The sequence below is a fragment of the Tannerella forsythia genome (genome assembly GCF_001006485.1).
In the GTDB taxonomy this organism is placed as follows: Bacteria; Bacteroidota; Bacteroidia; order Bacteroidales; family Tannerellaceae; genus Tannerella; species Tannerella forsythia.
On the sequence record NZ_JUET01000076.1, the window covers coordinates 41,525 to 67,230 of the forward strand.

The 25,706-nt window shown below is 48.6% G+C and carries 24 protein-coding genes and 1 tRNA gene; 19 read left to right on the forward strand and 6 right to left on the reverse strand.

The annotated features are described in order from the left end of the window. Positions 1–7 precede the first annotated feature (7 nt). The 6 genes from Tanf_RS06660 to lipB all read left to right on the forward strand — a co-directional run bounded on the left by Tanf_RS06660 (position 8) and on the right by lipB (position 3,668). Entirely contained in the window at positions 8–433 is a 426-nt protein-coding gene (locus Tanf_RS06660) for an ACT domain-containing protein (protein ID WP_046825325.1), read from the forward strand. Between the two features lie 67 nt (positions 434–500). Continuing rightward, entirely contained in the window at positions 501–1,307 is an 807-nt protein-coding gene (locus tag Tanf_RS06665; protein ID WP_041590894.1) for an outer membrane protein assembly factor BamD, read from the forward strand. Between the two features lie 28 nt (positions 1,308–1,335). Next, positions 1,336–1,671, forward strand: coding sequence for a DNA-directed RNA polymerase subunit omega (locus Tanf_RS06670; protein ID WP_041591334.1), 336 nt, complete (start codon positions 1,336–1,338; stop codon positions 1,669–1,671). Further along, the gene (locus Tanf_RS06675) at positions 1,671–2,132 is read left to right on the forward strand and encodes a DUF4293 domain-containing protein (protein WP_046825326.1); all 462 of its coding nucleotides are present in this window, start codon (positions 1,671–1,673) and stop codon (positions 2,130–2,132) included. The genes Tanf_RS06670 and Tanf_RS06675 overlap by 1 nt, the downstream gene beginning before the upstream one ends. A gap of 13 nt (positions 2,133–2,145) precedes the next feature. Next, positions 2,146–2,988, forward strand: coding sequence for a monofunctional biosynthetic peptidoglycan transglycosylase (gene mtgA / locus Tanf_RS06680; protein WP_014225851.1), 843 nt, complete (start codon positions 2,146–2,148; stop codon positions 2,986–2,988). After that, on the forward strand, positions 2,985–3,668 hold the full coding sequence (lipB, locus tag Tanf_RS06685; protein ID WP_014225852.1) for a lipoyl(octanoyl) transferase LipB: 684 nt from the start codon (positions 2,985–2,987) through the stop codon (positions 3,666–3,668). The genes mtgA and lipB overlap by 4 nt, the downstream gene beginning before the upstream one ends. Before the next feature lie 6 nt (positions 3,669–3,674). Here lipB and gldH read toward each other — a convergent pair whose 3' ends face one another. The 5 genes from gldH to Tanf_RS06710 form a co-directional block, all read right to left on the reverse strand. After that, positions 3,675–4,145, reverse strand: coding sequence for a gliding motility lipoprotein GldH (gene gldH, locus Tanf_RS06690; RefSeq protein ID WP_014225853.1), 471 nt, complete (start codon positions 4,143–4,145; stop codon positions 3,675–3,677). Beyond that, entirely contained in the window at positions 4,138–5,493 is a 1,356-nt protein-coding gene (locus tag Tanf_RS06695; protein ID WP_046825327.1) for a PSP1 domain-containing protein, read from the reverse strand. The genes gldH and Tanf_RS06695 overlap by 8 nt, the downstream gene beginning before the upstream one ends. 9 nt (positions 5,494–5,502) lie before the next feature. Beyond that, positions 5,503–6,690: a serine palmitoyltransferase gene (spt, locus tag Tanf_RS06700; protein WP_014225855.1), complete on the reverse strand. Its 1,188-nt coding sequence runs from the start codon at positions 6,688–6,690 to the stop codon at positions 5,503–5,505. Between the two features lie 123 nt (positions 6,691–6,813). Then, the gene (locus Tanf_RS06705; RefSeq protein WP_046825410.1) at positions 6,814–7,560 is read right to left on the reverse strand and encodes a tRNA1(Val) (adenine(37)-N6)-methyltransferase; all 747 of its coding nucleotides are present in this window, start codon (positions 7,558–7,560) and stop codon (positions 6,814–6,816) included. Between the two features lie 71 nt (positions 7,561–7,631). Continuing rightward, positions 7,632–8,183, reverse strand: a complete 552-nt coding sequence (locus Tanf_RS06710) for a hypothetical protein (protein ID WP_052449034.1) — start codon at positions 8,181–8,183, stop codon at positions 7,632–7,634. Between the two features lie 150 nt (positions 8,184–8,333). Between Tanf_RS06710 and Tanf_RS06715 the strand changes: the two genes are divergently transcribed. Continuing rightward, on the forward strand, positions 8,334–9,692 hold the full coding sequence (locus Tanf_RS06715) for a dipeptidase (protein WP_014225858.1): 1,359 nt from the start codon (positions 8,334–8,336) through the stop codon (positions 9,690–9,692). Further along, a complete protein-coding gene (locus Tanf_RS06720; protein ID WP_046825328.1) occupies positions 9,689–10,951 on the forward strand; it encodes an amidohydrolase in 1,263 nt (420 codons plus the stop codon). Before Tanf_RS06715 ends, Tanf_RS06720 begins: the two co-directional genes overlap by 4 nt. 78 nt (positions 10,952–11,029) lie before the next feature. Here the strand turns inward: Tanf_RS06720 and Tanf_RS06725 are convergent, their stop codons facing one another. After that, on the reverse strand, positions 11,030–11,611 hold the full coding sequence (locus tag Tanf_RS06725; RefSeq protein WP_060828202.1) for a DUF4143 domain-containing protein: 582 nt from the start codon (positions 11,609–11,611) through the stop codon (positions 11,030–11,032). Between the two features lie 152 nt (positions 11,612–11,763). On the opposite strand from Tanf_RS06725, the gene Tanf_RS06730 reads away from it, so the two are divergent. The 11 genes from Tanf_RS06730 (at position 11,764) to mutA (ending at position 25,693) form a co-directional block, all read left to right on the forward strand. After that, positions 11,764–12,678, forward strand: coding sequence for a hypothetical protein (locus Tanf_RS06730; protein WP_087879709.1), 915 nt, complete (start codon positions 11,764–11,766; stop codon positions 12,676–12,678). A 20-nt stretch (positions 12,679–12,698) separates the two neighbouring features. Then, positions 12,699–13,148, forward strand: a complete 450-nt coding sequence (locus Tanf_RS15505) for a DUF2150 family protein (protein ID WP_052449036.1) — start codon at positions 12,699–12,701, stop codon at positions 13,146–13,148. Next, complete coding sequence (locus tag Tanf_RS15510; RefSeq protein ID WP_052449037.1) at positions 13,149–13,619, forward strand: Lcl domain-containing protein; 471 nt, start codon at positions 13,149–13,151, stop codon at positions 13,617–13,619. Between the two features lie 303 nt (positions 13,620–13,922). Next, positions 13,923–15,263, forward strand: a complete 1,341-nt coding sequence (locus Tanf_RS06740; RefSeq protein ID WP_046825329.1) for an alpha-L-fucosidase — start codon at positions 13,923–13,925, stop codon at positions 15,261–15,263. Positions 15,264–15,350: 87 nt separating this feature from the next. Continuing rightward, the gene (locus Tanf_RS06745; protein WP_046825330.1) at positions 15,351–16,520 is read left to right on the forward strand and encodes a proline dehydrogenase family protein; all 1,170 of its coding nucleotides are present in this window, start codon (positions 15,351–15,353) and stop codon (positions 16,518–16,520) included. A 1-nt stretch (position 16,521) separates the two neighbouring features. Further along, positions 16,522–17,106 carry a uracil-DNA glycosylase family protein gene (locus tag Tanf_RS06750; protein WP_046825331.1) on the forward strand — a complete coding sequence of 195 codons (585 nt, stop codon included), beginning with the start codon at positions 16,522–16,524 and terminating at the stop codon, positions 17,104–17,106. 297 nt (positions 17,107–17,403) lie between these two features. Further along, positions 17,404–17,490, forward strand: a tRNA-Ser gene (locus Tanf_RS06755). 448 nt (positions 17,491–17,938) lie between these two features. After that, positions 17,939–20,947, forward strand: coding sequence for a SusC/RagA family TonB-linked outer membrane protein (locus tag Tanf_RS06760; RefSeq protein ID WP_046825332.1), 3,009 nt, complete (start codon positions 17,939–17,941; stop codon positions 20,945–20,947). A 23-nt stretch (positions 20,948–20,970) separates the two neighbouring features. Then, complete coding sequence (locus Tanf_RS06765; RefSeq protein WP_046825333.1) at positions 20,971–22,530, forward strand: RagB/SusD family nutrient uptake outer membrane protein; 1,560 nt, start codon at positions 20,971–20,973, stop codon at positions 22,528–22,530. A gap of 99 nt (positions 22,531–22,629) precedes the next feature. Continuing rightward, positions 22,630–23,715 carry an HU domain-containing protein gene (locus Tanf_RS06770; protein WP_046825334.1) on the forward strand — a complete coding sequence of 362 codons (1,086 nt, stop codon included), beginning with the start codon at positions 22,630–22,632 and terminating at the stop codon, positions 23,713–23,715. A 70-nt stretch (positions 23,716–23,785) separates the two neighbouring features. Continuing rightward, entirely contained in the window at positions 23,786–25,693 is a 1,908-nt protein-coding gene (gene mutA / locus Tanf_RS06775; protein ID WP_046825335.1) for a methylmalonyl-CoA mutase small subunit, read from the forward strand. Positions 25,694–25,706 lie beyond the last annotated feature (13 nt).

The window sequence follows — 25,706 nt, forward strand, 5'->3', positions numbered from 1 at the left end:
AATTAGTATGTTAATCAGGCAATTATCTGTTTTTCTGGAAAACAAACAGGGGCGTTTTACACAAGTTGCCCAATTATTGGGGCAGGAAGGAGTTAATATGACGGCGTTTTCCGTTTCCGAGAATGCGGACTTCGGCATTTTGCGCCTGATTGTGGATGAAACGGATCGGGCGCTTGACATACTTCGCCGTCATAAGTATGCAGTCACGGAGGTGGATGTTTTTCAACTCCGTTGTCCGAATCAACCGGGTGCACTTGGACGTGTGATGGATATCATTACGCAAGCCGGAATTTTTATTGAATATATGTATGCCTTTTCGGAAGGCCGTTCAGGGTATGTGATTGTTCGTCCGGATAATCTTGAAGAATGTGCCCGAGCCTTAATGGAGCGCGAATTGGAACTGACGTCTATGAGTGACTTGTATGAGTTGTAAATATTAACGTTCGAGAAGAGGAAAGTTTCGGGGAGAAGCATTATCTTTGCAAGCCAAATGCAGGAAGATGAAAAAGATTATCTATCTAATGATAACAGGTTTGTTGTGCGCCTCGTGCGGAGAGTACAATAAACTGCTGAAAAGTACGGACTATGAGTTGAAGTATTCGTATGCCAAGAAATATTTCAACGAAAAGAAATACGCTAAGGCAGCTACTCTGCTCGAAGAGGTCGTACCGATATTTAAAGGGTCTACTTATGCTGAAGAGTCATTGTATCTCTTGGCACAGACCTACTACGGACAAAAAGATTATCAGACCGCTTCCGAATATTTTAAGACATATTATAACACCTATCCGAAAGGAGAGTTTGCAGAGCTATCACGCTTCTATTCGGGATACGGGTTATATCTTGACTCGCCTGATCCGCGCCTTGATCAGTCGCAAACGTATGAAGCGATCTCACAGATGCAACTCTATATGGAGTATTACCCACAGAGCGAGCGTGCCAAACAGGCACAGGAAATTCTGTTCGAACTGCAGGAAAAACTTGCATATAAAGAACTGCTTGCTGCACAGTTATATTACGATTTGGGGACGTATATGGGGAATAACTATCGTTCGTGTGTGATCACAGCTGATAACGCTTTGCGTGACTATCCCTACTCCAAATATCGGGAGGATTTGATATTTCTCAAAATCAGATCGAAATACGAATTGGCTGTTGTCAGTGTGGAAGACCGTTTGCAAGGTCGTTACCGCGACGTGGTCGATGAGTATTATAATTATAAGAATGAATTTCCGGAAGGAAAGTATATGAAGCAGGTACAGAAGTTTTTCGACTATGCCAACTCTCAAATTACGACAAGTTATTAATTTAAATCGACTTTGATAAGATAAAATGATGGATTATCGCAAGACAAACGCTCCGACGACGACCATTACTCGCGACATGATCAAATTATGTCACGGTAATGAAGATAATGTGTACGAAACGGTGATGGTTATCGCTAAACGTTCGAATCAGATTGCTGCCGAGATGAAGCAGGACTTGGAAAAGAAGTTGCAGGAGTTCGCATCGTTTAACGACAACCTGGAAGAAGTGTTCGAGAATCGCGAGCAGATCGAAATCTCCCGTTACTACGAAAAATTGCCGAAACCTACGCTTATTGCTACTCAGGAATATACTGAGGATAAGGTGTATCACAGGAATCCTGCAAGAGAAAAAGATAATTTTTGATGATTCAGCGTATTCAAACCGTTTATCTGCTGATTGTCGCTGCATTGAATTTGGCTGTCGTGTTTCTGCCGTTGGCCGTTATTCAGTCGGGGAAGACGTTTTATGTTTTTGGTGCTTCGGGGATGAGCATGCCCGAGCCTCCTCACGAATTGGTTTATCCGACATGGGGCTTGATGGCATTGTCAGCCATCATCTCTTTGCTTGCGCTCGTCACGATATTTCTCTATAAGAAACGGATCTTGCAAATCCGCTTTTGTATTTTCAACACCTTGCTGATGATTGGTTTTTACGCGCTGTTTGCTTTTTCTCTCTGGGAAATTGCAACTGTTTCTCAGCCATTTCATTTCAGCATGCGGATTGCTGTTGCTTTCCCCTTAGTGAGTTTGATCCTGAATTATTTGGCGATTCGCCAAATCGGGGCAGACGAAGCATTGGTGCGTTCGCTCGATCGGTTACGGTAGGCGTCTTTCTGCGATGAAGGTTGTCAAACACTTGCTTGTTTGGGGCAGGAATACGCTGCTCTTCTTGTTCTTTTTTAGTATTCTGCTTGTCGTTCTCTACAAATGGATACCGGTTTATTATACGCCGCTGATGTTCATTCGTTCGAGTGAACAGGCGGTTCCTTCACGTAAACATCGCTGGGTGCCGATCGAAAAAATTTCACAGTCCGTACCTTTGGCTGTAATAGCTTCGGAGGATAATCTTTTTATGACACATCACGGATTTGACCGAGAACAAATCCGTAAGGCCATGGACGAAGCCGAAAAAGGACGTCGCCGCCGAGGAGCCAGTACGATTTCACAACAGACGGCCAAGAATGTGTTTCTGTGGCCGGGCAAGACCTATTTTCGGAAGGCACTTGAAGCGTATTTTACGGTGCTGATCGAACTGATATGGGGAAAGGAGCGTATCATGGAGGTTTATCTTAACTCAATTGAAATGGGGAAAGGGATTTATGGGATCGAAGCAGCTTCAAGAACATATTTCTCCAAGTCAGCCATCGAATTGACACGGGGTGAGGCTGCGCTCATTGCAGCCTCATTACCTAATCCGCGGAAACGGAATCCGGGCAGTCCGTCCGCGTATATGTTACAGCGGCAAAGCGAAATCTTGTCCCTGATGCGTAAAGTTGAAAGTGTGCCGTTGGGATATCGACGTCCGATGAAAGCCGAAGCGGAGGAGATGAACAGAAAAAAGGCGGATCAGGAGCAGGAAAAAACGTCTTTGCCCGAAGAGATTGCAGGACAAGAAGAAACAAGATATCCTCAGCTTACGGATACCGTGAACCGTGACTCCGCCGGAGTATTTACCGAATGACTTCCTCTTCATTTACATTTTGTGATTTGGGGCGTATCTCGTACGAAAAGGCCTTGATCGTTCAAACAAATGCATTTAATAACTTAATTACGAGAAAAGTGCAGGGTGAAAGCGGTGAGAATGTACTTTTTTTCTGTGAACACGAACCGGTTTTTACATTGGGGAAGCATGGCAAGGAGACGAATTTGCTTGTTTCCGAAGAGAGATTGAATCAGCACGGCATCTCTTTTTATCACACGAATCGGGGAGGGGATATTACGTACCATGGACCGGGGCAGATTACCGGCTATCCTGTATTTGATCTGGAGCAGTTCGGTTTGGGATTGAAAGCATACATTGACCGTTTAGAGGAAACGATCATTCGCTTTCTATCACTCTACGGGTTGAAAGGCGGACGTATGACCGGTGCTTCCGGGGTGTGGTTTGATACTGATACCCCGAAAGCTCGCAAGATTTGTGCCATAGGGGTCAGAAGCAGCCGTTTTGTGACCATGCACGGGTTTGCCCTGAATATTTTGACGGATCTGTCTTATTTTTCCCTGATTCATCCATGTGGATTGGTAGATAAAGGAGTGACCTCTTTAGCTGCGGAATGTAAAAGCGTTCCGGACTTTAACGTGGCAAAGAAACGTTTGGCAAGTCTTTTTGAGGAGATGTTCCCACGGGGCGGCATTGGCTGACTGTTATCATTCTGCTTTCTCAATGTGCAGCCCGATTGTTTCAATACCTTTTAATTGCTCGTCACGCATTCCCTGCCGGATACAGAGTGTGTATTGTCCTTTGTGCGGGAATAAATAGCGATTACGAACGGAAATCGTATTATGATAAATCGAAATTCCATGGCCTTTCCATGTGCCGTAATTGTCGGCAAGGATACATTCTATGGTGTCGCGCACCATGGGTCCGACAGGGCGTTCTTCTGCACAAAGCAACCAGAGGTTCTGGTACGGGTAGAAATTGTTGTTTCGAATCTCTAATGAGATATCGTAAGGTATTGTAATATCTTCGATTTCATACGTGAAATAATATTCCTTATCTTTTTGCCAGGGATTTTCAATCCTCTGATAGGAATCGTAATGTGCCGTATTGGTGCAAGATAATAGAAGAAGTCTCACTATCCATAGTGCCGATAGCAGCCGGAGTCGACTTTTATTCATCGGAGGGCCTTTCTTGAGATGTTTTTCTTTTCGAGGCGGGACGGTCGTTCTTCGGTGCATTATTTCCCTCGTTTTTCTTTGGCGGCGTATTGTCGTTATTTCTTGAAAGGTTTCCTCTACCGCTTTTTCGGCGAGGAGCGTCTCCGACTTTTGTCTCCGGACGATTTTCGCCTGACATCCGCTCACGCGGATTTTCGTTGCCGGGTTTGTTGTTTGCTCCGGACTGTTCGGTGTTGGCATTCTTTTCTCCGTTTCCCAACCGTTTTTTCTTTTTCTTTTTCACCGAGTCAAATCGACTGACATTGCCATCCAAAATGTCGTGCGTATCAATAGGTTTGACGTTGGCTCCTGCCAGATGTTCCGGCTCCAGCGTATCGGGTTTAATCCCCTTTTTGTTCAGGCCGATGACTTCAAACACCCTTGCTGCCGAGATAGTGACGATATTTGCTGCAATCATTTTATCGGTAGAGTAGGTGAGCTCTTTCTTGAAAATATCGGTCTTGAAATGATAATACGTCCGATCTTTTGTTTCCAGTACGATTTTTCGCGAGGGCAGTTGCTTTTGTACCTCGGCATAGGCATCTACTTCGTAGTTGATGCAGCACTTAAGCTTGGCGCATTGCCCTGCCAATTTTTGCGGATTCATGGAAATATCCTGAAAACGTGCGGCCTCTGTAGCGACCGATACGAAGTTCGTCATCCACGAAGCACAGCAAAGCTCTCGTCCGCACGGACCGATCCCACCGATACGTCCGGCTTCCTGTCGTGCGCCGATCTGCTTCATTTCGATACGCACATGAAAGTTTTCGGCCAAGACCTTAATCAGCTGCCGGAAATCAACTCGTCCTTCGGCAATATAATAAAAGATCGCCTTATTTCCATCGCCCTGATATTCGACATCGCCAATTTTCATCGACAAGCCGAGATCGGCAGCGATTTGCCGTGAGCGGATCATCGTCTCGTGTTCTTTGGCTTTCGCTTCTTCGTAACGTTCCAAATCGCCGGGTTTGGCGATACGATAAATCTTCTTGGCGGTTGTATTGTCTTGACGAACATTATTTTTTCGCATCTGAAACAACACCAGTTTACCCGTCAGCGTAACCGTGCCGATGTCATGTCCCGGATTCGCTTCTACTGCAACGATATCGCCTTTGTTGAGTGGAATTTTCGCTTCGTTCAGATAATACCCTTTACGAGTATTTTTAAACTGCACTTCGACATAATCCGTGGCGTGCTCTGCTTCGGGAAGGTCACAGAGCCAGTTGCATGTAGAAAGTTTGCCTTTCGAATGCTTACAACATCCTCCACGTCCCATGGCACAGTTTCCCGTATTTTGTACGAAATCCATTGTGTGCTGTCAGGGGATCAGATCGTGTTTTTTAAATACCTTCCGGATAGCTTCAAGGGCGTAATCCAATTGTGTTTGCGTATGCGTAGCCATCAGGGAGAACCGGATCAACGTATCTTGCGAAGCAACAGCCGGCGAAACAACCGGATTGACAAAAATACCCTCGTCGAAAAGCTCCCTCACAATGAGGAACGTCAAATCGTTATCTCGGATGAAAAGCGGAATGATCGGAGTTGAAGTATGTCCGATCTCACAACCCATTTGGCGAAAGCCGTCCAGTGCATAATGCGTCAGTTTCCACAAATTTTCCATGTGTTCCGGTTCGTTCAGCATGATGTCCAGCGAGGCGTTGGCAGCAGCCACAGAGGCCGGTGTACAACTTGCACTGAAAATATATGTACGTGAATGATGACGAAGGTAGTTAATCGTATCTTTATCTGCTGCAATAAACCCACCTAACGAAGCAAATGATTTGCTGAAAGTACCCATGATCAAGTCAACATCTTTCGAGACACCGAAATGATCGCATGTACCGCGTCCGTGATTGCCAAGTACACCGATTCCATGGGCTTCATCCACCATGATGCTGGCATTGTATTGCTTGGCCAGCCGTACGATTTCGGCCACATGGGCCACGTCTCCTTCCATGCTGAAGACACCGTCAGTGACGATCAGTTTCACCTTGTCCGGCTCGCATCTACGGAGTTGTTTTTCCAACGACTCCATGTCGTTATGCTTATATTTGAGCTTGTTTGAGAATGAGAGACGGATTCCTTCAATGATGGAAGCATGATTTAACTCATCCCAGATCAGGTAATCTTCGCGTCCGGTGATGCATGAAATGACCCCTTCGTTTACCTGAAAGCCTGTTGAGAAAGAAATAGCATCTTCTTTACCGACGAACTTGGCCAACCGTTTCTCCAATTGCACGTGTATATCAAGTGTGCCGTTGAGGAACCGCGAACCGGCACATCCGGTACCGTATTTTCGGATCGCTTCCATCGCCGCTTCTTTGACTTTCGGATGGTTCGTTAGTCCCAAATAGGAGTTGGACCCGAACATCAAGACTTTTTTTCCGCCGATAATAACTTCTGTATCCTGATCACTTTGGATTTCGCGGAAATATGGATAGATACCGGCAGCTTTCGCCCGTTGCGGAGCGTCGTATTTTGCTAGTTTTTCTCTTAATAAATTCATATATTGTCGAGGTTTGCCTTTTCTTTTGAAAAAAAATCAGCGGCAAAAGTAGTAAAAAATCAAGATATATACAATGGGGGTTAAAATATTGACTAACGTATCGCTGCCCCGGTCGGGTGATTGTCAGTCTTTGCTTTTCTCTTTCGATATGCTGTTTTCAGACAGGTAGAATGCCTGTGTCAGTTGTCGGTAAGCGGCTGTGCGTCGGTGCATCCAGTCTTCGAGTATCAGTTCGTCGGCTGTGATCGCTTCGGCAGGAAGGGAGGACAGTTCTATGAGCAGGCGTTTGGGAGAGCCTCCTTCAACTGAGATGACGCGGGTCTCGCGTATGGTATGCAGGGCTTCATTTTCGGCTGTGCTTATCAGATCGTCACGTTGTGCGAAAGGCAGGATCAGTGCGATTCGTCCATGAGGGGCAAGAAGAGCTTTTCCCGTGTGAAGCAGATCGGCGAGTGTCAAGGTATCATCATGTCGAGCCAGCCGGCGTTTTCTTTCAGGGCATTTCATTGATCCCTTGAAATAGGGAGGATTGGAGACGATCAGATCGTACGGTTTGATCACAGTCAATGCGTAGGCCTGAAATGGAGTGTGAACAATCCGGATACGTGTGCGGAAAGGCGACTGGCGTATATTCTCCTGCGCTTGGAGGTAAGCGTCGGCATCCGGATCAATGGCGTCGATTTGCGCTTCGGTATTACGCTGCGCCAGCATCAGCGCAATCAGTCCGGTACCCGTCCCGACATCGAGCATCCGCATCCGGCCATGCACATTGACCCATGCTCCGAGCAGGGTGCCGTCGGTCCCTACTTTCATAGCGCAACGGTCGTGCCATACGGTAAACTGTTTGAAACGGAAATACGGATTGGACATCGTCAAAAAAATCATGATGAAACGGCCGCAAAGATAGATGTTTTTATCATTGCGGTGCCATGTTTATCCGTTTATCTCCCTTGTTTTCCGTCTGCCTCGAAGCGCATTCGATGATGTTCCCGAATCTCCCGTCGTTCGTTGATAAAATCTTGGATGCGTCTGTTGTCATCATCCTGTTTCTCGGTTGTATGGCTATGTTTGTGCCGTTTGGGATAGAGTACCGTCATCACCTGCTTTTGGGTGAGTATCTTGGAAAACTCAGCGTAATAATTTTCGCGGATGTCGAGCCTTTTACGCTCATTTTTCAAATGTTCTTTGAATCGTTTTTCAAGCTCTTTGTCTGTCGGCCGGTTAATGCTTGCGACGTCATGGCGGGCCTTTGGGCATTCCGAACGGCATTCCTGCAACTCTTTGAGGTAAGACTCGTACATTGGCTTGAACCGGGCTGCCGTCCGGTCGTCAAGCATGAGCCGGCCGGCTACTCGTTCGACTTTCATTTTGATACGTTCGCCGATATTTTCAGGACAGCACTTTTCGCCCTGCACGGCGTTGTCTTGTGCCCTTGTTTGTGAGCCGCACAACAAGAAACTCATCGTAGCTATATAAAATACGTTCATTTTCATATCGTCAAAAGAATAAAATCGATATTAAGACGTGTTCGGTTGCCGAAGGTTTATCCGGCAAGTGAAAATTCGGGACAATTCTTTTTCTCCGACGCGATTTTGTGATTTGTAAAATAGTTGTATTTTTACGGCTTGAAATTAAAAAATGTTATGGAAATAAGAACGTATATCGAAAGACATAAGGACCGCTTTCGTGACGAGTGGTTCAGTTTGTTGCGTATCCCGTCGGTGAGTTCGCAGAGCGAGCATAAGGCGGACATGGTCAAGTGTGCCGAGCGGTGGAAAGAGTTGTTGCTCGCTTCGGGGGCGACGCGTGCGGAAGTGATGCCGACAGCTGGCAATCCGGTGGTGTATGCCGAGCGTATCGTTTCGGCTTCGGCGCCGACGGTGCTCGTGTACGGACATTACGATGTGATGCCTCCCGAGCCGCTGGAGCTGTGGAAGAGCAACCCTTTCGAACCCGAGATACGCGACGGACGGGTCTATGCACGTGGTGCCGACGATGATAAGGGGCAGGCGATGATTCAGGTTAAAGGGTTTGAGACGGCTTTGCAGACGGGGATTTTGAACTGCAACCTTAAGTTTATCCTCGAAGGAGAAGAGGAGATCGGCTCTATCAGTCTCGGCGATTTCTGTGCGGCTAACAAAGAGTTGCTCGCCGCCGATGTCATTCTTGTTTCGGATACGAGTATGGTAAGCGAGGAAACGCCTTCCCTGACGACCGGCCTGCGCGGATTGTCTTATTGGGAGGTAGAGGTGACAGGGCCTAACCGTGACCTGCATTCGGGACACTTCGGCGGAGCGGTGGCCAATCCGATCAATGTACTTTGCAAACTGATTGCCGATATTACGGATGCCGACGGGCGCATTACGATTCCCGGTTTCTACGACGATGTGGAAGAATTGTCTGACACGGAAAAAGCCATGCTTGCGCAGGTGCCGTTCAGCGAAACGAAGTATAAACAGGCGATCGACGTGGATGAACTGTTTGGTGAGAAAGGCTATTCGACGCTTGAGCGTAACAGTTGCCGTCCGTCGTTCGATGTATGTGGTATCTGGGGCGGCTACACGGGGGAAGGAGCGAAAACCGTCCTGCCGTCGAAGGCGTACGCCAAGCTGTCGTGCCGCCTCGTTCCGAACCAGCAGCCTGACAAGATTACGCAGCTGATGATTGACCATCTTGTGTCTGTGGCTCCCCGCTACGTAAAGATCAAAGTGGTTCATAAACACGACGGCGACGCGTACGTTTGCCCGATCGATCTGCCGGCCTACAAGGCGGCCGAAAAAGGTTTTACGATTGCATTCGGCAAACAGCCGCTGGCGGTGCGCCGCGGCGGAAGCATCCCGATTATCCCCGCCTTCGAGAAAATCCTCGGCATGAAATCCGTGCTGATGGGCTTCGGACTGGAACGTAACGCCATCCATTCGCCTAACGAGAGTTTCGGGCTGGATATGTTTTATACCGGTATCGAGGCGGTGGCGGAATTTTATAACCACTATCGTCCATGAGCATCCTGATTCAATCCGTCGAATGGAACGGTCGGCCGACGGATCTTCTGATCGAGGGGCAGACTATAGCGCAGGTGGCACCGATGATCGACCGGCCGGCCGATACGGTAATTGACGGGCGAGGCAAGGCCGTCATCCCGGGACTTATCAATGCCCATACGCATGCGGCCATGACGCTCTTTCGCGGCTATGGCGATGATATGCCGTTGATGCCATGGCTCGAACAAGTGATCTGGCCGAACGAAGCCAAGCTGACCGAGGAGGATGTCTATTGGGGGGCCAAGCTGGCATGTCTTGAAATGTTGCGTAGCGGAACGACGGCGTTTCTTGATATGTATCATAAACTCGACGCTACGGCGCGCGCTGTCGAAGAAATGGGGTTGCGTGCCGTCCTTTCCGAAGCGTGCTTCGATCATTTCAAGCCGGCCGTTGCCGAGCGAAACAAACAGACGATCACGCGTCGTTTCTCATGGTCCTCGCCTTATAGTGACCGGATACGTTACGCTCTCGGGCCGCATGCCATCTATACCGTTTCGGGTGAACTACTGCAATGGGCCGATGCATTTGCCGCCGATCATGGCCTGCTCATTCATACGCATCTGGCCGAAACGGAGTATGAAACGAAGGAGTGTCTCCAACGTTTCGGACTTACGCCGGTGCGCTACATGAATAAATTAAGACTGCTTTCGCCGCGTCTTGTCATGGCGCACGGGTTGTATGTCGACGACGAGGAGATCAGGATGCTGGCCGATCACGGGGTGAAAGTGGTGCATAACCCGGCCTCGAACATGAAGCTGGCTTCGGGCTATCGGTTCAAATATGAAGAGATGTGCGCCGCCGGCGTGACGGTGGGGTTGGGCACAGACGGCTGTTCGTCGTCGAACAATTTAGATATGATCGAGGTGATGAAGCTGGCCTCGTTGCTGGGTAAAGTGTGGCGCGGTGATCCGGAAGCCATGCGATGCGACCGGATGCTGTATGCCGCTACCGAAGCCGGTGCGGCGATACTCGGGATCAATGCCGGGAGCATCGCCGAGGGTTGTCTGGCCGATTTGTGTCTGATCGACCTGCATCAGCCGGTCTTCTCACCGAATCACCACTTCGTGTCGAATCTCGTCTATGCCGCCAATGGCAGTTGCGTCGATACGGTGATCTGCGACGGACGCATCGTGATGCGCGACAGAAAAGTGCCGGGCGAAGACGAGATCATGGAGCACACTGCAGCGTTGGCCTATGATCTGATGAAGAGAGAGCGATAAGATTGAACAGTCGATTGTACGGACCGAGGTTGCCCGTTTCCTTGAGGGTTTTCTTATCTTCGAACGTTTTATGTTTGTTTATGGGTGTATTATAAATAAGTTGCTCAAAGCATACAACGGTACGATATCCACGTGCCGTTCCGCATGATCGTCCTTTTTGTCGCAGTAGGACAGATGACCGAAATTTTCGAGTGATGTACGGAGGCCGCGGGAGAGCTTGCGTTCGCGCATGAAAATCCAAAGGCTCTGCATGCTTCCCTGCGTACTGGCTTTAACCTCTATGGGGAGTATCTTGCCGTTTTGGACTTTGACGTAATCAACCTCTGCCTGACTGTTCCTGGCATGATTCTGCCAGTAGTGCAGGTCGGGTTTCATGAAGCAGTCGCCGTATTTCATCATCTCCAATCCGGCAAACATCTCGGAGGCACCGCCCTTGTTCACGAAATCAACCTCGGTAGCCATAAGAATATCGGCGGCAGGGATGTTGAGCATGGTCTGCATGACGCCCAAGTCAAAGAAAAGATACTTGATGTAGCCTGCGAACAGCTGTCGCAGGCCGGGCTGCTTTTCAAGGTTTACCTCCACAAAGTAGCGGAACTGCTTGCCGAGTTCTCTCACGGCAGTGGACTTGCCCACCTTCCTTTGATAGTTTCCTCCCATCGTTTCACCTTTAATTTTGCAGCAGAAAAACAGACCCGCCGCATCCTCCGGCAACGGCTCATGGGGTTCTTCACAGGTGGCCTGTTATAATAAGGTATGTGAGACAAGACGACAATATCATCAACTCTTTTAATTTAATTCAAGCAACAAGTATGAACAAAAGACGAACATTTTCGACCAGCCGGATGAGCAGCACCAAGCCCGGCTTGAGTGATGCCACGGCGAGAAAAGGTGCGCGAAAGCGAACAAAACCGCTTATTCCGCCGCTCAGCGGCCGATGGGCACGAGTGGGTCTCAGCGTCCTGTTCTCCGCAACCGTAGCCGTCGGCGCACAGGCGCAGAGCACAGACGGGAGCGGAACACAGCTGCCGCGAGACCAAAGCAGCGAGCTGCGCACCCGCACTTGGAGTATTTATACCGAGGGCGGACTGTCGTGGGCAAGCGACGTATGGTATCAGAATCTCGATGCCAAGCGCAGTTACAAACAGTCGCCCGCCATGGGTGGCGGCGTGGACTTCACCATCCGCCCCTGGGTGCGCGTGGGGGCGGAGTATCTTTGGTCGCGCTACCGCCGTGAGCAGCGCTTCTCCGTGCTCGACACCAAGACGACGCCCATCAAGGCGTACGGCAACTACCTGATGAACTACCACAACGCCAAACTCGGCTTAGGCTTCAACTTCATGGAGCTGTGGCCCCGCCGCCGCGCGCAGTGGCTCAACATCTGGGTGGGCACGGGCGCAGGCTATACCTTTGCCAAGGGCAACGAGTACGGTATCTACATCAGCAACACGCAGACGCAGGGCGGACAAACCACGCCCATCGGCGAGGGAACAACCATCGGCAACGACTCGGAAGTAACCATCACGGGCAGCATACGTAGCACGAACCGCCACGAGAAGTTCAACACGCTCTACGTTCCCGCCTCGCTCCACATCGAGGCCGACATGAGCCGGGAGTTCAGCATCGGCCTGAAAGGCGAGACGGACCGGCTCTTCAACCGCAAGGGCATCGCTCCGAAGCGTTTTGTCTTCGGACTGGTGACCCTGCGCTATACTTTCGTAAAATAAAACCAATAACCAACTGAAATATGAAACGAATTCAATCCATTCTGCTTGCCATCGCCATGCTGTTGGCAGCACCCGCGTTCTTCACCTCGTGTCAGGAGGACGCACCCGATATCCATTACACCTTGAGCGTGTCGGTCATCAACGACTTCACCAAGGTCGTGGAAGAAATCAATAAAGGTAAACTCGATCACGAGGAAGCCATCAGGAAGCTCACCGAGGCCATCGACAAGATGAACGCTGACCGGCAGACCAAGCTGCAGGCCATCATCGACGTGCTCACCTCCGTGAACGCCACGCTCGAAACCAAGTTTGCAGCCATTGAGGCGGTCATCAAGGCACAGACCCTTTCGCTCGAAGCAAAGCTCGCCCTTATCGAGGCAGCCATCAAAGCGATGCTCGACTACGGCGACTACTACGCATGGGGCGAGACAGAACCCAAAGCAGAATACACTTGGGCAACCTACAAGTAGATGCAGGCGGGCCAGTCCGACTGGAAGCACGTTACCAAGTACACCATCGCCGACGGCCAGACCGAGGGCATCTGGTATGACGCCGGCGGCACCTTCATCGGCGACAACAAGACCACCCTCGAAGCGGCCGACGACGCCGCCACCCGGAAGCTCGGCTCTCCGTGGCGCATGCCGACCAAGGAAGAAATTCGGGAACTTTTAGACCACTGCACTTGGAACTGGACGACGCAGGACGGTGTGAACGGCTGCGAGGTAAAGGGCCCGAACGGCAACTCCATCTTCCTGCCTGCCGCCGGCTACCGCAAAGGTTCCTTACTCTACTATGCCGGCAGCGGAGGCGACTACTGGTCGAGTTCGCTCTGCGCGGCCTACAGCGGCCTCGCCCGCTACCTCGGCTTCGATTCGGGCGCGCGCGGCTGGTACGACAACGGCCGCTACTACGGGTTCTCGGTGCGGCCCGTCCGCCCATGAATTTGCCTTGCCCCCACGGGCATGACGCGATAAGCCCCCCACTCGTGGGGTATCATCGTACTCCACGAGTGACTTGCCGGGATATCCCACGGATGGGGTGCAAAAGGCACGATTACAGAACAAAAGTCATAAACTGATAAACGAGACCTGATTTGCTTGGAAAATTCCCCAAATTAGGCGTTTTAGGCTCTAAAAAGGTATTTTAGTATCTCCTTTCTCCCTTTTTGAAAAAAACATTTACCTTTGTAAAGTCGGGTAACAGCATGTACCCGTTATTTTTTAGTAATAAACAAAAATTATTCTATGAAAACAAGAACATTACTTCTTTGTGCAACGATGGCTTTCACAAACCTGGTGCACGCTCCGGCACAGCCCGGTTATACGCCTTCGGCAGACAATCTGAAAGCCCGGGAAACTTTTCAGGACGACAAGTTCGGTATCTTTATCCATTGGGGCATTTATAGTATGCTGGCCGATGGCGAATGGGTCATGCACAACAAAAACCTGAATTGGGAAGAATATGCCAAACTGGCCTCGGGCTTCTATCCGGCCAAGTTTAATGCGGCAGAGTGGGTTGCTGCTATCAAGGCTTCGGGAGCGAAGTACATCACGATTACTTCGCGTCATCACGACGGTTTTTCCATGTATGCTACCCAACAGTCTGATTATAATATTGTGGATGCCACGCCGTTTAAACGTGACGTGATTCACGAATTGGCTGATGAATGCCGTAAGCAGGGCATCCGTCTGCACCTTTATTATTCACATTTGGACTGGCGACGCGACGATTATTATCCGTTGGGACGCACAGGAAAAGGAACCGGTCGTACCACACAGGGCAAATGGGAAGATTATTGTGCGTTCATGAACAATCAGCTGACGGAATTGCTTACTAACTACGGCCCCATCGGAGCTATATGGTTTGACGGAATGTGGGACAAGGACATCTATCCCGACGGGATGACAGCCAAAACATGGAATCTCAATGAACAATATACTTTGATACATCGTTTGCAACCGGCTTGTTTGATCGGGAATAATCACCACATCACTCCGTTCGCGGGGGAGGATATCCAGATATTTGAGCGAGACCTGCCCGGCGAAAACAAGGCTGGACTTTCGGGACAGGATATCAGTCGGTTGCCACTTGAGACATGCGAGACAATGAATGGAATGTGGGGCTACAAAATTACCGACCAAGATTATAAATCGACGAAAATATTGATTCAGTATCTTGTCAAAGCCGCCGGAAAAAACGCTAATCTGCTGATGAATGTAGGTCCTCAGCCAAATGGTGAGTTGCCGACCGTGGCAGTGCAGCGGCTTCGCGAAATGGGTGAATGGATGAAAATCTATGCTCCCACCATACAGGGTACGCGGGGCGGAGTAGTCACTCCGCGCGACTGGGGAGTAACGACTCAGAAAGGAAAAACACTGTATGTGCATGTGCTGAATCTCGACGATAAAGCCCTGTTCCTTCCTTATGCGGGCAATAAACTGAAAAGTGCGGTAGAGTACCAAAGTCGTAAATCCGTTCGATTCATCCAAGATAGAGACGGCATTCTGCTGAAATTTACGGACAAACCCCATTCGCCCGATTATGTGCTGGAACTGACATTTGCCAATGAATTGCCTCTAAACTAACAGAAATATCTTTATGAAACATCCTATTGATGGGGTGTTTCATAAAGGTTAATTCAGCGCGTTTTTTACCTGAAAATACACATCAATATGTTGGATTTTAATAACACAAAAATTGCTTTTGAAGCAAAGACAGACGCAGAATTGAGAAATGCGTACATATTATTTAATACCATTAAGCATCCTTCTCTCGTAAAACTTGCGAAGTGGGGGAGCGATCTTGCATTGAAAATACATTTTCCCTTAGGATGGATCGTAAAGCCTACATTATATAAACAGTTTGTAGGAGGAGAAACGTTGCAAGACTGCCAAAAAACAATCCGTCTGTTGAAGCGTTTCGGTGTTAAGTCGACGCTTGATTTTTCGGCAGAGGGAGAACAGAGCCCCGATGGCATCAAGGAGACCATGGAAGAAACCTTACGCTCAATCGATAATGCAAAGGATAATCCGGATATCGCTTATGCTGTATTCAAACCATCAACGATAACGACCGATGCATTGTTATCGAAAGCATCCGAACATCCGGATCAGTTGACTGATGCGGAAAGCAGCGATTATGAGATTTTTCAACAGCGTTTCATGACGTTGTGCCGAAGGGCCTACGAGAATGGAGTACGTATTCTGGTGGATGCTGAGGATTATTGTTTTCAGGATGCAATAGACAGCATGACGGACGAAGCCATGCGGCTCTTTAATAAAGAGCGTGCAATCGTATTCGCTACGCTTCAGATGTATCGTCATGACCGCCTCCCCTACCTGCATCGAATCCTTACCGATGCCAAGGAAAAAGGATACATTGCCGGAATAAAATTTGTACGTGGAGCTTATATGGAAAACGAGCGTGCTCGTGCCACGGCGATGGGATATCCTGATCCGATTTTCAAAACGAAGCAGGAAACAGACGACAATTTTGATGCAGGCGTAAAGTATGTTATGGATAATCTCGAACATTTTGAGCTTTTTATGGGAACACATAACGAAAAAAGTAACTATCGGCTAGCTAAACTGATTGAGGAGAAAGGCTTAAAGCATGACGATCAACGAATCTTTTTCGCACAATTATTAGGCATGAGTGACAATATCTCATTTAATCTTGCTCACAAAGGCTATCGGGTTACTAAATATGTGCCTTATGCAAGCGTCAGAGACGTAATCCCTTACCTTATTCGCCGTGCCGAAGAGAACACTTCCGTTGTCGGTCAAACCACACGTGAATTGAACATGCTTCGTCTCGAAATGAAACGTCGTAACAAGAAGTAAGATGGAGCAATTGATAGAAGTTCATCCTTTACCTCCTTTTGCTCCGGAAGGTGCAAAGATGTTGATGCTTGGCAGTTTTCCTCCACCCAGAGCACGTTGGAAAATGGATTTTTTCTACCCGAATTTTCAGAATGATATGTGGCGGATTTTCGGGGTCGTCTTTTTTAAAGACAAATATTATTTCCTGACGGAAGATCAAAAATCTTTCCATGAAGCGAAAATTCGTAAATTTCTGACTGAAAAAGGCATTGCTCTCTGGGATACGGCAATGGAGGTAAATCGACAAAAAGGAAATGCGTCGGATAAATACCTCGAGGTACTTCGTCCGATTGATCTGGAACAAGTCTTATCCCAATTACCGGACTGCCGAACGATCGTGGCAACCGGTCAGAAAGCATTAGATATCTTATTGATGCTGACAGGAGCAAAAGAACCGAAAGTCGGTTCGTCGACCGGCACTGTCTTTTGCTCTCGCCAACTGCGAATATACCGAATGCCTTCGTCATCAAGAGCCTACCCCAAACCTTTGGAAGAAAAAGCGGTCGTATATAAGAAAATGTTTGAAGAAATTGGCATAGCAACATAAGCGCGTTATAATAGTGGGGTAAGATCCGTTTCCTGTCTTTGATATTGTAAACCGTATGAGCCATTCGACTTTGCAACGCCGAATAAAAAGGAAATGGTTCTTATAAATATTTAAGAGTTATACGGTTATTATAATTCCCAAATTCTGCTAAACAATTTAGTGATTATTCCGGATCAAACATTGATTGAAATTTTGGCGTGAGACGTTTTTAAGCCAACATAAAAATTTGCAGATTCAAAAAAATGGTCTATCTTTGCAACGCTTTTTCAGAAAGTGCCGTTTAAAAGCATATCTGAAGGAAGGATGGGTGAGTGGCTGAAACCAACAGTTTGCTAAACTGTCGTGCGGGTAACCGTACCGGGGGTTCGAATCCCCCTCCTTCCGCCGAAAAATTTTTCAGTTAGTCTGAAAGATATCAGAGAAAAGAAAAACGTCTTAATCAAAGAAGATTAAGACGTTTTTCTTTTTGAGCAAACTTTTCTTTTGGAAGAAACGGAACGGTTCCGCAGAAGGCGCTTGACGCCAATCGTAACCTCAAGCAGAATCCCGGCTATTAATTGACGCCTGTATCGCTTACGCCTCCGGCATAAAGCACGGAGGTGTAACTTTGTATGTTAATTTTTTTGCAGATATGAAAAGAATGTATATCTTGCGCTCGTATTGGTTCTGAAAAATCTATACAGGGAAACAATGTCATGTATTGCGATGAGCTTCGTGTCGGGAAATATCATGAAAATTACGATAGCCAGTTACAACTCCTGTTTCCGGAAATACGCTCTGAAATTTTACCGTGTGAATGAATGATAAATTGAATTTTTAAGGAGTGACTTGTATGAAACAAGAAAAGAATGCAAAGATCGGGCGCTGGAAAGCAGGGCTGCTTGCGGCGTTGATGTGTGTAGGTGTGACTGTGGCTTATGCCCAACAAGTCAAGGGAACGGTATTGGACGAGAACGGAGAACCGATTATCGGTGCCAATGTAGTAGAGAAAGGAACGATAAACGGTATGGTGACGGACTTGGATGGACATTATACCTTGTCGGTGTCCAATGTGGAACATGCCGTTTTGCAGTTTTCTTACATCGGTTATAATACGAAGGAAGAAGCTGTAAAGGGGCGTAGTACGATTGACGTAACAATGCAACCGTCTGTTGTGAATCTGGGTGAAGTTGTGGCTATCGGATACGGCACGCAGACACGCCGCCAGATTACCGGTTCGGTGGCGAATGTGACGGAAGATAACTTTAACAAAGGGCTGACACGCGATGCGACCGATTTGTTGCAGGGTAAAGTGGCCGGGTTGATGATTAATTCGGGCTCGGGCGATGTGACAAGTACATCACGGATGCGGCTACGTGGTGTTACTACTTTGCAGGAAGACATGGGGCCGCTTGTCGTGATTGATGGGATACCCGGCGGCGATTTGAGCACGGTGGCACCCACCGATATTGAGTCAATTTCCGTGTTGAAAGATGCAACTTCGGCTGCGATTTACGGCTCACGTGCAGCAGGCGGCGTGATTCTTATCACAACGAAAAAGGGTGTTGGTAATCAAACGACTGTCAACTACGACGGATATATGTCGGTCGATGTGCTGGCGAATAAGCCGAATTTGCTCAATGCGGATCAATGGCGTGCCTATGCCGCTTATTCCAAGCAAGACCCGTCGGTTTACGACCAGTACGGAGCTGATACGGACTGGTTCAGCGAACTGACACGTACAGGATTGTCACAAAATCATAGCTTGTCGCTGTCCGGTGGTACGTCGAAGGGCAACTACCGTATTTCGTATACGTATCAAGATCGAAACGGAGTGATGCGTGACAACAAGCAGGAGCGTCACAGTTTCCGCTTCCAAGTGCAGCAACGGGCTATCAACGATCGTCTGCGTGTAGGACTGACCGGATCGGGAACGATTACCGATCAGCAATTACCGGAGGCAGGGAACTACATTTTGGCGTATAGCATGTTGCCCGTTTATCCGGTCTATAATGCCGACGGCACTTATTTTACAAAGGTCAATGCAGAGTTTGATCAGGGAAACCCTGTACAGAATCAGGACTTGAACCGCAAAGATAACGAGATGCTTTATTTCTATGGTTCGGGTGATATTCAATTTGAACTGGCCAATGGGCTGAATACCAAATTGAACCTTTACAAAAGTCGTTTTTCCGATACGCGAAGCGAATTTAACAATTCGACGACCGAAGACGGACAAAGCGATCAGGGAAATGCGTATAAACGGAACCGTGTGTGGAACCGTAACCTGCTCGAATGGACAATTGACTACGAGCGGGCATTTGGAGCCGACGAAGAACATAAGATACAGGCCTTGGCCGGTTATTCGTGGGAAGAAAATGCGTATGCTTACTTTTTTGCCCAGAACCGAAATTTCCTCTCAAACGATTTGTCTTACAACTCACTGCAATCAGGAAACGGCCTTAAAACGGGCGATGTGGAATCCGGCAAGAGCGCCTATAAGCTCGTTTCTCTGTATGCCCGTGCTTTTTACGGCTATTACAATCGCTACATGATCACGGCCATGCTGCGTCGGGACGGATCGTCCAAGTTCGGTAAGAATAACAAATGGGGTATTTTTCCCTCTGTTTCTGCAGCTTGGGGCATCTCCGAAGAAGCGTTCATGAAGGATATCAATTGGGTGAACGATCTGAAGCTACGTGTAGGATACGGTGTCACCGGTAATCAGACGGGACTCGATCCGTACCGGACTCTCGAGTTATACGGCATGAAAGGCATCTATTACAACGATGGTTCATGGAAAACGGCTTATGCAATCAGCCAAAATGCCAATCCCGACCTGAAGTGGGAGTCGACTGCTACAATGAATCTTGGTCTCGATTTTTCGTTGTTTAACGGACGGTTCGGAGGAAGTGTCGAGTTGTACAAAAAGAAAACATCGGATATGTTGTATACGTATGCCGTTCCCACACCTCCATTTGTTTATGACCGCATGATGGCCAATGTCGGCGATATGGAAAATACAGGTGTTGAGATGATGTTCAACATCGGTGTGATCCGAAACAAGGAGCTGGACTGGACAATGACACTCAACGGATCGTATAACAAAAATAAAATCACGCGCTTGTCAAACAACCATTATGAGACGGACAAGGTCTATGTAGGCAGTCCGTGGATTCGCGGAGGATCGGGAGTGACGTCTCATATCGTCGAAACGGGACGTCCGGTAGGACAGTTCTATATGTGGAAATGTAAAGGTATCAGCGATGAAGGAAAATATATCTTTGAAGACATCAATCATGACGGAAACATCGACGACGCGGATCGTACGTATTGCGGTACGGCATTGCCGGACGTGATTTTCGGATGGCAGAACACCGTGAACTATAAAAGCTGGGATTTTTCGGTTTTCTTCCGAGGCATGATCGGTAACGAAGTCTTTAATGGCCCCCGCGCCGCTTATGGTAATAATACGTATCTGCTCGGAACCAACGCATTGAACGATGAGTTGATCTATAAATTGAAAGGACAGAACTCGCAGATATGTTCGTACTATGTGGAAGACGCATCGTTTATTCGTCTCGATAACATCGCACTCGGTTTCACGTTCAATACGAAAAAAATCGATTGGCTCAGCAAGGCACGTATTTATGTGGCTGCCCAAAATCTCTTTGTTATCACCGGATACAAGGGACTTGATCCGGAGGTACAGTTAGGAGGACGTAACGAGACCGACCGTGCCAACAGCTCGAGAACAAGCACCGGTATCATGGCCGGTAGCGGACTGTATCCCGGTATCGAGTATCGCGATTTCTATCCCAAATCGAAGACTTTTACAGTGGGACTTAATGTAACATTTTAATAATCCGTATAAAGAATGATAATATGAAGATCAAATCAATCATATCCATGCTGGCCAGCGTTGCCATGCTCTTCTCCCTCTCCTCGTGTTTCGATCTGGAGGAGACGGTCTATGACAAAATCCCTTCCGATACTTTCGGGAAGAACAAGGCCGAAGTCGAAGCCATTATCGGGCCGGTCTATAATACATTGAAAAAATATTTCCCCTCAAATTGGCTCTATCTGAGCGAATGTACGGGAGATATGGCTATTAATCCGACCCGTAAGGGCGGCGACTGGTTCGACGGCGGAAGATATCGTGATCTGCACATGCATACATGGACTCCTCAGACGGGAACATTGCGCGGATGCTGGGATGCAGCGACGCAATCCATCTCCTCCTGTAACTTGATTTATGCAACTATCGAATCTTCTCAAAGCATATCGGACGGGGATAAAAAGGCGGCTTTGGCTGAAATACGCGGTGTGCGTGCTTTCTGGCTCTATTGTCTGATGGACGCTTTCGGCAATGTGCCGCTGGCTGTCGACTTTAAGGATACCAGCCTGCCGGAAACGAAGACTCGTCAGGAGGTGTTCGATTATATTGTGCGTGAGCTGGACGAGATCAAAGACCTTCTTCGCTCCGATGTGTCGAGCGCAAGTTACGGCAAATTCACGAAAGGTGCCGCATATACCTTGCTGGCCAAAATGTATTTGAATGCCGAAGCGTGGGGCGTACGTACGAAAAAGGCGAATAACTGGCAAGAGGTCGTAAATGCCTGCGATGCAGTCATGGGGTTGGCCTATGTGCTTGAGCCGAGCTGGAAGACGAACTTCCAGATCAAGAATGAGACCTCACGCGAAGCCATCTTGTCGGCCTGCTATAGCGCTAATGATACGGAAGACAAAAACACGTTGCACCTTCGTACTTTGCATTATAAAGACAACCTCGCTTTGGGAGGCACGTGGAGTGCATGGAACGGAATTTGTGCAGCGACGGACTATGCCAAACTCTTTGATGAAGATGATCAGCGACTGAAAGGCTCATTCCTGATGGGCGAGATGAAAGACCCGGCTACCGGTCAAGTATTGATGACTGCACACGATCGTCCGCTGGTACACTACATCGACGTGGTTCAGATCGAAGGCTCGCAATACGAAGGTTCCGTATGGGGACAAGTCAATCAGGAAGACGGTTATCGCTGTTATAAATGGTCGTATGATAAGGCTACTCTGGGGGCGATGGAGAATGATTTCATTATTTTCCGTCTGGCCGATGTCTATCTGATGAAGGCTGAGGCGCTGGTTCGCATGGGCGGTGATAACGGTGTCGCCACGAAACTGGTTAATGCTATTCGTGAGCGAGGATTCGGTAATGCGTCGCACAACTATACGTCCGTCACTCTCGAACAGGTTGCCCTGGAACGTAAATTGGAGCTGGCTTGGGAGTGTTTTTCCCGTCAGGACTGTATTCGCTTCGGTACTTTCCAGAACGCTCGTTACCTCAAACCTGATACAAAAGGCAAGGAGCACTTGAAAATCTTCCCGATTCCGCAGACGGCGCTTGACGCCAATCGTAACCTCAAGCAGAATCCCGGCTATTAATGACGCTTGTATCTCTTACGCCTCCGTGCTTGATGCCGGGGGCGTAACTTTTTTTCTTTTTTCTGTGGCCTATTCCGGAAAATGATATACCTTTGCGTGATGCTACGGATTATTACACATATAGAACGTGTATTGATGGTCAGCGACTGCGTAATTGTTCCGGACTTCGGAGGTTTTGTGCTCCGGCGACGTCCGGCTCTCTTTACGGCCGAAAAAAATGCCTTCTCTCCGGCGCATAACGAAATAGTGTTTAACCCTGCTCTCAATCATGACGACGGCCTTCTGACCGAGTCGTATATGCAAATGTATGGGATGAACTTCTGTGAAGCACAGCAAACCCTCAGACAAGACCTGGACGAATGGAAGAGAATACTTGATGATCACGGAACGGTTTCATCCGGTCGACTCGGATCGTTCCGCCGGAACGAAGATGGGACACTTATCTTCGAGCCGAAGACCGCTTATTATACCATTGACGTATATGGGTTGACATCGTTTTATATGACGCCTGTCGGAGCGGAGCGGAATCACAGGCAACCGGGTGATTTTCCTGTTCTTCCGCAAGATCGCCGGAGCAAACAGGCGGTTCGTACGGAAGCGGTGCGTAAAGCCTCTCTGCCGTTACGTATGATGGGGCGCATCGCCGGTATAGCCGCGGCGGCTATCGTGCTGTTCTTTTTGATTACTCCTCCTGTCAAGGAGGTGAATCGGAACTTCTACACAGCCGGATTTGCACCTCCGGAAATACTGACTTCTACATTTTCAGCTGGTGAAGGAGAAGAAGAAAAAGAAAAAGCATCTCCGGTACAAGATATAACAGAGGCGAACAAGCCGATTGCCGCCATGTCGTCTCATCCGGAGGCGTCTATTGAGGCAACTGCCGGAGCAGTGCAGAAAACAACCCAAGCATCGGCCGAGATAGCCATAGAAATAGAAGATGTAGTCAACCGATCGTATTATGTGATTATCGCGAGTTTCGATTCCCGCAGTCGCGCCCGGAAGTTCGTTTCGGAAGTCGATCCGGCGGAATGTCGTCAGATCGGGATGGTCCGGAGCGGTCAGCGGATACGTGTTTATGCCGCAAAGTATGACAACCGGGCAGAAGCCGAAGCATACGTAACTCAGTTGCGGAAAACGGAAAAGTTCAAAACATCGTGGCTCTATATCGGCTACCGGGAAAGCTGATACATCCATATATTATTGTGACTATTGAGGAACACACAGTCTGTTTAACAAATAAATAAAGAAAAGTTTTATGGCAGAAGCAAAAGAGAAGCTTTTTCCCGAATTTCCTCCCGTATCCACACAGGAATGGATGGACAAGATCACTGCCGATCTCAAAGGAGTGCCGTTCGAGAAGAAGCTGGTTTGGAAAACCGGCGAGGGATTTAATGTGAATCCTTTTTATCGTGCCGAAGACATTGAGGGAATGGCGACTGTTACGTCGCTGCCCGGTGAGTTTCCGTATGTTCGCGGAACAAACGTTTCTAACGCATGGCTTGTTCGTCAGGACATTGAAGTGACCGACTGCGCGTCGGCCAACGAGAAAGCCAGACGTCTCGTGGCCGAGTGCGGAGTGACCTCTCTCGGATTCCGGATAAAGGGCGAACGCGTCAGCGCGGATAATATCCGGACATTGCTTGAAGGTATTTGTCCCGTAGAAACGGAACTGAATTTTATGACCTGCAATCGCAGGGCGGTAGAATTACTCGGCATTCTTACCGGGTATTACAAAGAAAAAGGAGTTGACTTGAACAAGGTGCAAGGCTCTGTGGCCTACGATGCCTTCAAGGTGCCGCTTGTCAAAGGCATTGCACTTGAGAGCGACTGGGTAGAAGATGTGGTTGACGTGCTCAAGGCCGGCGAAGCATTGCCGCATTACCGTGTTTTGGCCGTACAGGCCTCCAACTTGAGCGACGCCGGTTCGTATATCACACAGGAGCTGGGCTATGCCATGGCTTGGGGGAATGAACTGCTCGCTAAACTGGCGGAAGCAGGGATACCGGTAGACAAAGCAGCTAACAGGATCAAATTTAACTTCGGTATCTCGTCCAACTATTTCATGGAAATCGCAAAGTTCCGTGCGGCGCGCTGGTTATGGGCCGAAATTGTGAAGGCTTATGATGACCCGGCATGTACCTGTCCGCCGGACTGCTGCGATAAGACGGCAGACGACAGCGCATTCTGCCGTTGCGCCTGCAAGATAAAAATACATGCACATACATCGGCTTGGAACATGACCGTGTTCGATGCCTATGTGAATATGCTCCGTACCCAGACCGAAACGATGTCTGCCGCCATTGCGGGGGTCGACTCGATTACCGTATCGCCTTACGACGATGTGTTCAAAACACCGGACGAGTTCTCGGAACGCATCGCACGCAATCAGCAGTTGCTCTTGAAAGAAGAATGCCACTTCGACCGCGTTGTCGATCCGGGAGGCGGATCGTATTACATCGAAGTATTGACGCGATCCGTAGCCGAGGCGGCCTGGAAGTTGTTCCTCGAAGTCGAAGACAAAGGCGGTTTCGCCGTCGTGGCGAATGCCGGCGAGGTGCAGCAAGCCGTCAACGAGTCGAATTCGGCGCGTAAGAAACAGATTGCCACACGACGGATCAGCCTGCTCGGAACGAACATCTTCCCGAACTTCACCGAGATTGCCGGCAACAAGATCGAAGCCGATAGCGAATGTGGCTGTCATTGCCATAAAGATTCGGAAATCGCAAAACTCGATTTCTCGCGCGGAGCCTCAGAGTTTGAAGCCTTGCGTCTGGAAACAGAGAAGAGCGGTAAACGCCCCAAGGTGTTTATGCTTACCATCGGTAATCTGGCCATGCGTCTGGCACGTTCGCAGTTCTCTTCGAACTTCTTCGCTTGTGCGGGCTACGAGATTTTCGATAACCTCGGCTTCGAAACCGTGGAGGCCGGAGTGAAGGCAGCCCGTGAGAAGAATGCCGATATCATCGTACTCTGTTCGAGCGATGACGAATATGCGACCTTCGCTCCCGAAGCGTTCAAGCTGACCGGAGGCAAAGAACTGTTTGTGGTAGCCGGCGCTCCCGCATGCATGGACGACTTGAAAGCGGCCGGCATCGAACATTTCATTCATGTGAGATCGAATGTGCTGGAGACGTTGCAGATGTTTAACCGAAGCCTTCTTTAAAAGAAAAAACAAA